We start from the raw sequence: 13,476 nt of genomic DNA on the forward strand, positions 1-13,476 counted from the left end.
GGGGCACATGTGGAGCACCGGTAATCTGTTTAAGTTTTAGCTACTTAAGCGGGTGGATTAGTATGCGTTTGTTAGTGGAATCTATCATCAATAAACCCACGGTCGTGATCTTAAGTCCGATGTCTTTTCCGAAGGTCGCCTTGAGGCCCGGGACATTTAAACCAGCGAGGGAAATCTCCTCAAAGCCCGAAGTAGCGTGAGCCGCCCACAGGTGGGATTTTCCATCCGGAGAATCATGGGATGAAACGACCAAATAGCTCCAGCCCGTAGCCGTATCATGAACACCATGGCTCCATACCCGGTTACCTGGATAGTTGGGAAGGCTGGCGAAATCAATGACATCATAAACTTTTGGATTTGCACTTTCTGTCAGTAAACTCACCCGGCGAAGTTTCGATGAATCAAAGACCAGCAAATCCGTATTGCCACTGCCATCTGCTGTCGCAGGTTGCAATCCGTAGATATAGGAAAAAGATGTGTCCAAGGCCGAGGTGCCAGTTGGTGAAGCGGACGGACCTGCAGCGCCGGATTTTCCCGCGACCGAGGTGATCGTTCCGCCAATACTTCGATAGATCCAAAGATTTTGCGAAAAGTTTTTGTCAGTGGCTGCACTGAAATAGAAAGCATTGTCAGACAGGAATGTCGATGAAGCCTGAGGGTCATAGAGGAAGTAAGGTGCTGTATACGAAAAAGAACTTCCCAGTACCAGTGATGAGGCATCATTAAATCCTCCACCAAAATAGCCCGTCGTGCCGGATACACTGTATGCGGAGGTTGCCGGATTCAAAGTGGTGGTCCAACTGCTAAGGCTCATTGCCGCCCATGGGTAAAGACCATTGTTTGTGGAGTTGGCGGCAATGATTGTTCCTGCCGGATTGATAGCCAGGTCTCCGAAGACACCGCTATTACCCAGTGGATTTGAATTCATCGCAGTATCGATCATGGTGGCTTTTTTAGTTGCCGGGTCCAGTGTGATTCGACGTAAATGGTTCACACCGCGCACATACAATGTGTTAGTCGGTTCATAAAATGCCATACCCATAATTCCGGTAAAGGCCACTTTCCCAGGATCCGAGCCATTTCCGAATGTGAAAAAGGGTGATCCACCAATTTGTGTTGAAGTGAGTTTTCCATCGGCATCGAACTTAATCTCGAAAAGTTGATTTGTGGTGTTCATCGCTGCGTAGACTGCAGTATTGGAGGCACCGAAGCTCATTTGCATGGAACCGCTGTTGTTGAAAGTCGCCAAGTCATGACCGTTTGCGGAAAGTGCCGCATTTGTTGCAGTATCAAAGTAGTTGACGCGTTTTGATTGACCGGTGGCATTGACACAAACGTATCTGGAATTATTGCTGCCCATTTGCAGACAGCGTGAAAGCACACTGTCGTTGCTGCTGGTAGCTTGAATGCTTGTATAAATATAAGTTTGCAGGGAGGAGTTGTATTCCATTTTGGCGACATACATGCCGCTGGTTTTGGTTTCCAGATAGTATTTAATAGTCTGTTGATCCGGAGATACCACAATAGCACTTGCCGTTGAGCAATGAAGGGCTGCCGTTTTTGCATCGGTATTCAGGTGCGCCGTTGGCAGGTCTTCAATACATTCAGGCGTACCCATAATATGCACAGCCGTGGTGGAAGTGGAGCTTAAATCCAGCATCCAGAATTTATAGCGCACGCCCAATGGTGTGATGGACGGGAAGTAATAGTATCCACTTCCTTTCTTTAAATAGAAATCCAAGGAATTTTCTTTCCAGGAAATCTCGGGAACCACGCGGTGCCAGACTATGCTTTTGTCAGAAATATTAATTCTGGTTATTGATGCACAAGGACCGGAGACAATGGTCATCTGTTCATTGGTGATGTCAACAATCCGAGGATTGGTGAAACGAATGTTTGCCGGAGTGGACAGGGCCGTCGGACAGCCCGGGGTGCCCAAAACACCCAGCCATTCATCGACAATACCTGATTTGCGGTCCACACGAATGATTCCGTTTTTTGTACCCGAATAAAGATTATTCGTCGCGTCCCCATGGACAGCATTCCAGGCTGACAAATCCACTGAGTTGATATGAACGCCGTAGTCCATATTACCCGGGTTTCCAACCAGAACTTTCCAGCTGGTGTTAGTCAGCTCAGAAAGACCAGTCGTGATAACCCCGGCGGCGGTTTTACAGGCAATCAAAATCTTGAAAGGACTGTTTGTGGTTAGTGTCGCCGGGAAGGACCATGAGTAACTTCCGGAGTTGGCAATGTTGGCTGCAATAACCTGGTACGAAACACCATCATCAGCACTATAGGAAATTGTGATGGGAGCCGCATCCAAAGTGGTGCTGCCGGAAGTCGTGCAGGTCCATTGGATATTTACGGCATTTCCGCCATCAAATGGTCCGTCGGAATTTTTAGGTGAAATCACCGTGATGACTGGAGGTGCACCGAACTCCAAAGTGATATTTGAGGAAATGATATTGCTTTCAAAGCCGGCGGAATTTTTAACCTGTGCATAGATGGTTTTGCCACCAGGAGTTTTTCCTAGTTCAAATGTAAATGCGCTGGCTGAAAATGGAACCCAAGTCGCGGCGTTAATGTCGGTAGGGCCAACACCTTCTATCAGACGCATCAAGCTCGTTGGTGATGCTCGATGGTTTACTGCCAATTGAGCGCTGACCGAGGTGATACCCACGATGGTATTTCCACCTGCCAAAGTTAAACTTAAAAGCTCTGGCGCTTCGGATTCGGCGACGATGGTGCGATTCAAAGTGCGGATATTTCCCAAGGAGTCTGTGGCAGTCACCCGGAACATCATCGTCGTGATGGTTGCGGGTGCCGTCATCGCATAAGAATAAGTTTGATTGGTCGCCGAAGTTGCAGGAAGAGCAGCTGTGGACAGAGTCGTCCAATTCGCACCAGCATCGGTGCTGTAAGAAAGCACAGTGTTTTGTGCGGTGGAGGTATGCAGATCTGTCACCTTCCAGGAAACAGTCATGGCTGTGTTGATGGAAACGTCTGCGGTTGGCGTCACCCATGTCAATGTTGGCGCGATTGAATCCAGCGTAACTGCCAGAGTGCCGGCTGTGGCGGAAATATTTCCGGCAGAGTCTTTTGCCCAGACTTTAATAGTATGCGTTCCATCGCCGGTTATCGCATGCGTGTAGGGCACTACTTCATTGCAGGCAATCCATCCACTGGAATTCTGATTTGGAGTCACGCTGCTTTCTGTAACTAAAACAGAACTGTAGTCGGTGCAGTTTAGAATATTGAAGTTAACCAGTGAATCCTTGGTTAATGATGCCGTCAATAAACTAAGACTTGGTGCCGCTGGAAGAATCGAGTCAATAGTGAAGAGTCCCGAAGAGACGTCATTCGAGTTGCCAGCTTCATCAGTGGCAACCAACTTCACTGCCGCCTTGGATGTGGAAATTGCAGGAAGAGTCAGGCTGTAGGGACTGCTTGCATTGGTGATGTCGATTTCGCTGGAGGCCGCAGATCCATCGTCAGTCACCACAAGTTTCAGGGAGGTGATATTCGTCGTAAGATCAGTGGCTGTGAAGCTGATACTTGCAGTTTGATCACCCCGATAAAGAGAGTTGAGAGCTCCAATTGTAAGCGCCGGAGTCGTTTGATCCAGAACAAGGGAAACAATCTGCGGGGAGGCAGAAATGAATCCAGAACTATCCCGGGTCCAGACATAAATGGATTTTGCTCCATCGCCTGGGGCGAAAGTGTAGTTGTATGTTTGGGTTCCTGCAATTGAACAGGAAGACGTGAAGTTACCTGCCGTCAAACCGATGGAAGTAGGAACTTCAGAAAAGGCAATACCTGAAAATGTCGCACAGTTCTCCAGCGATGCTCCCGTGTTCAGGGAAATACTTGCGACCAGGGAATTCGTTGGTGAAGCCGAAACCAAAGTTGTTGGTGGAACCTGGGCTGGATAAGTGTTGGGAATTTTAACGGAAAGATTTTTGCTGACGACACCCTTTGCAGTATCAATTCCACCACTGCCATCAGAAAAACCCGCCTGGAAAAGCAGAGTGTGAGTTCCTTGCGAATTTTTTGTAAGTGGAATGCTGATGATATCGTTCGTGGTCAGTGTAGCACCATCCCAACGCCAGTCATAAGCCATGGTAGCTGTCGTATAATACCAGTGTTTAACACTTGCCTGATATGTTAGTGGTGAACCCTCGACGATGGAGTTTGGTGCTGTCCAGCTTTGCACTTCCGGTGCCGTGGTGTCTTTGATCAATTGAATATCGGAAATATTAAAAGCTTGTTCCAGACGAAGTTTTAATTCGTTGTGTGACCCGTCTGTTAATGCATCAAAAAGTTCTTTGCTTGAATCAGCCTGGATTGAGTTGATTTCTTTAAGCAATGACGTGATTTCTGCTGGAGCAAGCTGATCCCAAGTTCTTAGGTTCGCAATTTGCGAGGACGAGATAAGTGGAATCAGGTTACTGGATATATCAATGGTTTGCTCTGTGAATCCTGTAACGGGACGACTCATGCGTTTTCCGCAAAGGGAGGCTTGCAAAATGAAGCGTTCTTGAGCGAGTAGTTTCTCTTCACTTTCCTCGAGTTGAATTTGGAATTTTCCGTCACCTGCGACACTCGCAGTTTTGATTGGTGTCGCAGAAATTGTGCCATTTTGGACAGAGTAAATGCCCACAGAATTTGGCTCTGTGCAGGATAGTGAGGTTGCCTGAGATAGATTGATGCTGCCTGTTACTTTGCCATCAAATAGGCTCGATAATTCCAGACTAAGGGAGCAACCAGACGCCGTTATCAGCAATGATAACAACAAGACGAAATATTTGAATGGTTTTGAGACGTTCCAAACTTCCATACGTATAAAAAGTCGGTCGATTTTAACCATATCTTGAATGAATTTTGACTAATGTGAGGGAGTTTTCGTTTAAATACGATTATCGATTGCGTCAATTACTCATGGACGCTCCCGAAACACTTGCTCGAATCCTCTTGTTACGCAGTTGTAAAAAAGTGACTCAAATGGGATACATCTGGTCCATTATGAAGAGCACTTACAGAAGCATTTTGATTGAAGAACTTCGCAAGCGACAACGAAAGAATCCATCTTATTCATTGCGTGCTTTCGCGCGGGATATCGGTGTTTCAGTTTCCCGCCTAAGTGAAGTTTTGAATTCCAAAGCCGGTTTATCCGATTCGCGAGCAGCATTGATCGCTGAAAAATTGCAGCTCAAAGGAAAAGAACGGGCCTACTTCATTGACCTTGTTCAGGCGGAACATGCTCGCAGTAAGATTGCAAAAAAATCTGCGGCAGAACGTTTGAAATCCCATCGTATGGGTTCTCAAAAAATTGCTGATGAAGACTTTCATCTGATCGCGGATTGGCAGAATCTGGCCGTCCTTGAATTGATCGATCTTCCAGAAATGAATCATAACCATGCGGAAATCGCCAACCGATTAAAAATCACAGTGGGCGAGGCGGAAGCGACGATTGATCGCTTGATGCAGGTGGGCTTGCTGAAGGAAGAAAACGGCAAATGGAAGCCTTCGGATCCTGATTCGACGACATCCTCAGACGTACCTTCAACGGCGATTCAGAATTTTCATCGCCAGATGTTGGGCCGAGCGCAGCGCTCGTTGCAAGTGGATCCGGTGGAATCTCGTGACTTGTCTTCCGTGGTGTTCGGCGTAGATGCGGATCAATTGGCCTACGCAAAAGAACGTATCCGTGAATTCCGTCGTATGCTGTCTCAGGAACTGGCAGCAATGCCAGGCAAAAACAAAGTCTACAGTATGTCCATTCAGTTGTTTGAGCTTAAAGGGGATGAAGCGTGAAACAAATTCTGTTTGTATTGGTATTGGTTCAGGCACTTAGCGCGCACGCTGTGCGTGAAGTTCAAAACGGCGGCGGCGGCGTTCGCAGCGGTGAAACTATGGAGACATTTTTTTCCGCGAATCTTCGTTTTGAAGAAGAGCCAGAATCCCCGCAAAACATTCCGGGCCTGATGCGTCTGCTTGAAGAAATCGACACCATGCCGATCAAGTCCTCGGTCAAAGGGGTGTTGATGTCTGCGATCTATCCGACGATGGATCGTAAGTATTACCGCGTAAAGGCTGGCGATATTTCAGAGGCGACTCGCCAGGGAATTCACGATCAATATGCAAGAATGCTGAAGATGTCCTCGGACAAGGTTGTGATGTTTGCGGCAAGTGGCCCAAGCAGCAGAATCACTGTTCTGATGGAGGAGTTCTATGCTTTGAAAGAAGCAGAACAAGCGGCCATTTTGCTTCACGAAGCATTGTGGATGGTGAGCACCAGTTTGACCTACGACCAGGTTGTGAACCTTGAAATCGATGGCCAGGCTTACTTCCAAAATCACGAAAACTATGCGGCCTTGTATCGCTTTGTGACCAATATGGGGCAGATTCTTTCAGATCGCACCTTGTCTTTGATCACCTCTTTGGCGATCGATTTGAAGCGTGATGTTCTGCCGAAGGAAAACGGCAGCACATTGAATACCGCGATGCTGGTGGATTTGGTGGGAGAGCGATATCTGGAGTGCATGTTATTGCACGATTTCACCGTTTATAAATCCAAAATAGCCGAAATCGATTATGTACGCTCCTGCAACAGTGCTATCAGCCAGAGCATCGTAATGAAAGCCGCAAAAAATCCAAAGTCATATTACTATCAGGCTTTGTTGGTTTATATGGGCCGAGCTGGGCATATCACTCTTTTCGCGAATACCCAGTACGAAAGCTACTTGAGCTACGCAGGTAAGCGTTCGGACTTTGCAACATACCGCGATGGTCTTTACGTCAACTTTGAGGAGCCTGTGGCAGGCGACCGAATATATCTGACCGTGTTTGATTCAATGAATCGTCCAGTGGGGCGTATTCGCTTTTAAAGTACAACTCACTTTTATGTTCGGTGAGACATTCATCACCGAACAATAAATGTATTTATACTCATAAAGTTTCAAGATTCAAGATTTCTTGACCGATAAGATGTCATGCTTAACTTGGGTCGTAATGGAAAGCAATATGGGGTCATTCTCAGTAGAACTGTCGTTCTCTTTCTGTTTTCTATTCTATTAAGCTCATGCACATTAGAACTTAAATTATCCGAGTTGGCCGAGTTGAGTGGTCTTTCAAAAGTAACAGGGCAGCTTGTAGGCTATTCCGCTACTTCAGGCATGTCCGTTCAGACCTTGGTGCAGAGTTGCACATCTCCAACAGCCTATCTGTATAAGATGAACTCTTCAGGTGAATTGGAGTCACCAGCCCTGGATTCAACGGCCCTGGATGCAGAAGGCAAGTACAGCTTTTCCAGTCAGGCCATCGGAAAGTCCGACTATGCCGGGACTTTGCTGGTGGAAGTGCGTGATTGCTCTTCACACGTTTACTATCGCCCAGTTACGGGCAGCGCTAATCAGGACGTCACTATGGCGTCATCTTTGTTGGGTTTCGTCATGTACACGAGCCAAAAAGATTCCCTCTTTAATGCACTTAATACTGACCCAAAGAATATGACATTGCTGATGGCGATGTTGAATAGTGCTTCAAGTGCGCAACAGGCCTATGACATTCTGATAGCCAGTGAAGAGGCAACGACGCGATTCACGAACCTGTTTGGTTTCAGTCCAGTGACGTTGTTGGATGCGGCACCTTATGTGGCGTCAGTAACGACACCTGCTGCCGGGCAGGAAAAAGTTGCGCTGGAACTACAGGCTAATGCCGTTCACTGGTCCACAGCTTACGATATCGTCTATCAATGGAAATTGGATGATCAGGTTATCGGAACTGGAAATGACTTTTTGTATGTGCCTTCAGGGGATTCCCAAGGCAACCACACTCTGACTTTGACAGTAGGTAAGAATGACGGCAGCAGTGCTGTGGATCTGACTAAAGAGCACAAGATTGTCACTTCAACTTTGAATATTACGAACAATGTGCTGCCACAGCCGCTGAATTTGGTGATTTCGAATCCTGCGCAGGCCAGCACTCATCCCATCAACTCCAGAAGTGTTACTCTGACGCTGTACACGGGTGCTGCATTGGCATCCTGTGATTCGTTTAAAGGTTTGCTAATCAATGAAAGTGCAACAGTTCCAGTTTCATCGGTGGATTTTCCTGTCACTTGCACGCAAAACAATTCTCAGGATGTGAACTATACAATTGCCTCCAGCGGCGATGGCGTAAAAACACTTTACCTTTGGGCGAAGGATTCTGCGGGAGTCATCTCTCAAGTTCCTTCCTCAGTGAATGTCACCCTGGATACAGTTATTCCGACCGTGACCATCACGACCCAGCCATTGGCACAGAGTAAATCATCTTCACAAAGTATTTCCTTTACCGGGGATGACGGTGTTGGAAGTATAGACCATTTTGAATGTAAACTGGATTCCAGCGCCTGGACAGGGTGTTCGAGTCCTGTCGTATTTAGTGGTTTGGCGGAGGGTGATCACACCGTGGCGGTGCGTGCTGTTGATGCCGCAGGAAATATCTCAATTGCTGACTCCAAAACTTGGCATATTGATTTAACGGCTCCGATTTTGACACTTACTGGTCCCGGCGTGTTGACGAATTCCTTGTCGGCGTCATTTACTTTGTCGGCGACCGACAGTGGTGGCTCCGGCCTGGCTGGGTATTCTTGCAGTGTGGATGGCGGCACTTATACAACCTGTACTGCAATTACAAGTTTGGTAGTCGCAGCAGGCTCTCATAGTTTCAAAGCCCGGGCATTTGACGGTGCTGGCAATAGTTCAGCCATTCAGACTTATAATTGGACCATCGATACGACGGCACCCACTGTTACTTTAACTTCAAAACCTCTGGCGACCACAAACTCCCAGAGTGCGAATTTTTCTTTTGTCGGCAGTGACACCGGCGGGGGCAGTATTGCCGGTTATGAGTGCGCCCTTGATAGTGCTGCCTATGCAAGTTGCTCCACGCCAAAATCTTATGCAGGTCTGGCTGACGGTGGACATACGTTTAAAGTTAGAGCCACGGATACCGCCGGAAACTTAGGGACGGCGACAACGTATGCATGGACTGTGGATACATCGACTCCGATGGCGTCGATTATCACCTATCCCGATTCAGTGACAAACCAGACGACAGCGACATTTACTTTTTCGGCGACGGCCCCTTCAGGTGGTTCGATCACCGGTTATGAGTGCCAAATAAACTCGGGGTCGTGGACAGCTTGTTCGTCGCCGAAATCGTACAGTTCATTGGTGCAGGGCAGTTACACTTTTGGTGTACGCTCTATCGATAATAATTCAAATCCCAGTGCCGCAACAAATTATGACTGGGTTATAGATACCACGTTACCGGTTTTAACTTTGGATCAAACACCAGCATCCTTGACGAATTCCCAGACGGCGCAGTTTCTGTTTTCAGCAACCGATGCTGGTGGTGGTGCGATTGACGGATACTCCTGCCAACTTGATGGCGGAGGCTATGCTGATTGCTCAAGTCCTCGTGATTTAAGTGCTCTGACTCAAGGCAGTCATACTTTTGACGTAAGGGTCAAAGACACCGCGGGCAATTCCAGCACGATTCATACTCACACATGGTCCGTGGATTTGGCGGCTCCAACTTTGACATTGTTGACGACACCTGCCGCACTGACAAACTCCACGACAGCGCAATTCACATTCAGTGCGGGTGATTCTGGCGGTGGTGCCATCGCCGGATACTATTGCAGTCTTGATGGCGTCACTGCAAGTTCATGTGTATCCGGAATCACTTACAATGCGTTAGCTGGCGGTGTTCACACTTTTGAGGTGTATACGACCGATACCGCAGGAAACAATTCAGCCGTTGCAAACTTCAGTTGGACTGTCGATGTGATCGCTCCGGTGCTTTCCATTACTGGTAAACCCGCAGCAAATTGGAATTCGGCAGCAGCTGTATTTTCATTTGTTGGAACGGATACGGGTGGTGGAGCAATCGCAGGATATCAATGTAAGATTGATGGCGGTGCCTACGCTTCGTGTTCATCCGGTGTTATCTATAGTTCCTTGGCCGAGGGAAGCCATCAGTTTCATGTCTATGCGACGGATACTGCTGGCAATCAAGGTACCGTGCAGTCGTACTCCTGGATAGTGGATACAGTGGTGCCTGCGGTCACGATTGCGACGCCTGCGGGAAGTCCAACCGTGGTACCAGTGGGATCGGTCAGTTCTTATACCATTAGTGGAGCCTGCTCAGAAGATGGCAGCACTGTGACTATCGCTGGATTATCCGGTGTGACCGCGGCTTGTTCTGGTGGCAATTGGACGGTTAATCTAAATCTGACGGCTTTGGTTGACGGATCCTACACGTTAAGTGCAAGTCAAACGGATGTGGCCGGCAACGTAGGATCATCATCTGCAAAAATCATAGTTAAGGATACTACAGCTCCCGCCATCTCCCTGACGACGCCCACGGCAGCAGCGGGTGGCGGCACCCTCAGCATAAACTGGACTGTGACAGAGGCAAACGTGCCATCCAGTTCTTCATTCACCGTGGAAATTTATGATGGCTCTTCATGGACATCCTTTGGCAATCTGTCGGCGACGGCAGGCTTGAACTCTGCCAAGTCTTACAATCTAAATACTGTCGCGGCTCCGGTATGGAATACTTCATCAGCGCGTGTTCGTGTGACTTTGACTGATCAGGCGGGGAATGCGACGACCAGCACATCAAATTCCTTCACGATTGACAGCGGTGCGCCGACTCTGTCGTCGTTCACTTTGAATAATGGCGTAGCGTCCACGACAAACAACAACGTAAAGGTTGCGGTTTCCGCCTCGGATGCGCTTACGAATATTTCCAAGATTTGTATGCAAACCACCAGCAGTATTCCAACGTCCTCCGACGAATGCTGGGTTTCAGTCAGTTCTTATGGCCTGACGGCAGCAAAAACTATAAGTACATCCAGCATCTACTACAACGTGGGTTTGTCTTCAGGAACTTATCCGATTTACATTTGGTTGATGGATGCAGTTGGAAACATTTCAACGAATGCCGCAAGCAGTGGCGTTGACTCAGGTTCTATCGTGTACAATTCACCACTGCCTCCAGTGATTAGTGCCATTCAACTGACGGCCACTGACTCTCCGGGAACTCCACCAGCGGGAGCAGATTTGGTTGCTGGTGCTGGGAATTCAGTCTACGTGAAATGGAATATTTCCAGCGTGACGGGATTGTCGGCTTCTCCGATTCAAATTCTATACACGACCGATGATTCCACCGATGCCGGGACTTTGGCTTCGGGATTGGGCAATACGGCAAACGGCGGTTGTTCCGTGACTGCAGGGTTTACGGGATGTGCAGTGCTTTCGGCTCCGGTGGGAACATACTTCCGTATAAAACTGAAAGTAACAGATGCCTTGGGCTTCTCGACGAATATAGTCAGCAATCCTTTGAATTCAGGATCAGTGAACTTCCTTGCCGGGAATACGGATCTGGGATTGGGCTCTAGCGCAAAATCAGCGGTGATGTTGCCTTCCGGAAACAACTCCTTGGCGATTCTGGATGATGGACGTATTTTCGTGGTCGACACCCGTGGACTGGCTTGGGTGAATCCGACAACGGGTGTGTATGAAGTGCTTGCGACCTACGCTGCTACAGCGTCGGGTGATGGTGGGCCACTCACCAGTGCGAAATTTAAATCAGTGAATGGTATTTGGGTTGATAATAACAATGACATCCTGGTGGCGGACTACAGATCTATTCGTAAGATCAATACCCGCGTCAGCCCCATGACCGTCACCAGATTTATTGGTGGTGGAACAACTTCCGGTGACTACGTTTCAGGAGCTTTGAACTATCTGGCAACGGCAGATATTTCGAAACTGACAGTGGCGTCAAATGGGGATGTGTACTTCCGTGATGCCAGCGGGCATAGGTTAAGAAAATATACGGCAGCTACGGATATCATCAGTACGATCACTTTCACGGGTACGGGAAATACCTTTTCCAGCAGCCAGGATAATACAAAGTGTACGACGGCCTCGTACTATATGACCTTCGATGATTCGGGCAATATCAATAATCTGATTTGGTGGATGCAAATCGGTGGTAATGCAAATTGCCCATTCTCGACGACGACAAGCGAGGGGCGCGTGTCTGCTCAGGTGGATCCAGTGACCGGTGTTAGCTTTCTGCCGGCTCCGGGTTACATCAAGGCCAGCGGTGGTTTCCGTGACTTTGCAAACTTTTACCATGATCGCAGTGGTAATGCTTATGCAGCCTATAATGGAAATGGCTCTGTTCAGTCGATTTTTAAATTCAATCCTGCAACCCTGAAGTGGGTTCAGCTTTATGGCACAAACAAATCCGGGACCTGTGCTGAAGATACTCTGCAAAGCAACTGTGCTATTTCTGCTCAGGCGCTGGCTTTCAACAGCCAGGGACAGATTTTCTATATCGACTCCAAAGCCAAGGCAGTTCGCACGATTGCGGCTGATGGAAAGATTAAAACGTTGGTGGGAGATCGACTGGGGTCAGATGATGGACGTCAGGCGCTTGCTGTTCGCTTTGCCAATTTGACGGATGTGAAATCTTGGAACTCGTCAGGGCAAAGCTATATTACAGTCTTCGATTTAACGGATATTCGCGTGCGTGAGTTCATGCCAGGAAATACGATTTATACCGTCGCTGGTGTTCAATGGGCAGGCACGCCAAGTGCGGGGACTCTTGCGGTTGAAGGTCCGATAGGAACTTCATCTGATAACTATCCTTCACGTATGCAGGTCGCGGCCAATGGTGATATCTACATGCCTCGTGGAGGCAGCTACTTCTCGAAAATCACGCGCTCCACTGGATTGTGGTCGGATGTTTGGACTGGATATGATTACGGTCCGTCTATTGTTGCCATGAGTAGCAACGCAATTTTGACGAACACCTTTGGCTATAGTTCAACTTACGGTGCGGTGGATTCACGCTACAATTTGTGGGATTCCATCGCCAATACTTTGACGAAGGTTGTCTACTATGGAGGAGGCGTTACCACTCCAAGCACGATCTGTGCTGATGGAACGGCATTGAGTGCTTGTTTGGTTACCGGTTTAACTAAGGACTCTGGTTATCAGGGGGCCTTTGATTACGTCACAAATATGTGGTTGCTTCCAGAGTACAATTTAAAGCGCATCGCTCAGTTCAATGCGAATGGCAGTGGAACCATGGGGACTTTCTTTACGACTCCACGCAACTTCTCGCGCTTTGCTCTAAATCGCACCGCGGATCTTTCCAAAAACTATATCTATACCTGCGGGACGGATGGAAAGCTGTATAAATACGATTTGAATAATGCCGGCGCTGAAACTCCGTTGACTCTGCCGAATTCGACCATCACTTGTGCAAGTAGTATTGCTTACGATAGCCAGCGCAACTCATTGTTGTTCATATATTCACAAAACGGCCTAAAAGGCGTAGCCGAATACGTGAATCCTTAAAACTGGCTCTTCAATGCGTGGCAATTTTTAAAATTGGAATTATTTC

The 13,476-nt window shown here is 48.0% G+C and carries 4 protein-coding genes; 3 read left to right on the forward strand and 1 reads right to left on the reverse strand.

All coding sequences use genetic code 11. The annotated features are described in order from the left end of the window. Nucleotides 1-40: 40 nt before the first annotated feature. Nucleotides 41-4,870, reverse strand: a complete 4,830-nt coding sequence (locus tag ACLVWR_RS12065) for a hypothetical protein (protein ID WP_413580903.1) — start codon at nt 4,868-4,870, stop codon at nt 41-43. Between the two features lie 134 nt (nt 4,871-5,004). Between ACLVWR_RS12065 and ACLVWR_RS12070 the strand changes: the two genes are divergently transcribed. From ACLVWR_RS12070 to ACLVWR_RS12080, 3 genes are all read left to right on the forward strand, one after another. Continuing rightward, the gene (locus tag ACLVWR_RS12070) at nt 5,005-5,817 is read left to right on the forward strand and encodes a TIGR02147 family protein (RefSeq protein WP_413580904.1); all 813 of its coding nucleotides are present in this window, start codon (nt 5,005-5,007) and stop codon (nt 5,815-5,817) included. Further along, complete coding sequence (locus ACLVWR_RS12075) at nt 5,814-6,890, forward strand: hypothetical protein (protein ID WP_413580905.1); 1,077 nt, start codon at nt 5,814-5,816, stop codon at nt 6,888-6,890. Before ACLVWR_RS12070 ends, ACLVWR_RS12075 begins: the two co-directional genes overlap by 4 nt. 231 nt (nt 6,891-7,121) lie before the next feature. Then, nucleotides 7,122-13,430 (forward strand): Ig-like domain-containing protein, encoded by a 6,309-nt coding sequence (locus ACLVWR_RS12080; RefSeq protein ID WP_413580906.1) that lies wholly within the window; start codon nt 7,122-7,124, stop codon nt 13,428-13,430. Nucleotides 13,431-13,476 lie beyond the last annotated feature (46 nt).

It is taken from the genome of Bdellovibrio sp. HCB288 (assembly GCF_047305935.1).
Classification (GTDB): domain Bacteria; phylum Bdellovibrionota; class Bdellovibrionia; order Bdellovibrionales; family Bdellovibrionaceae; genus Bdellovibrio.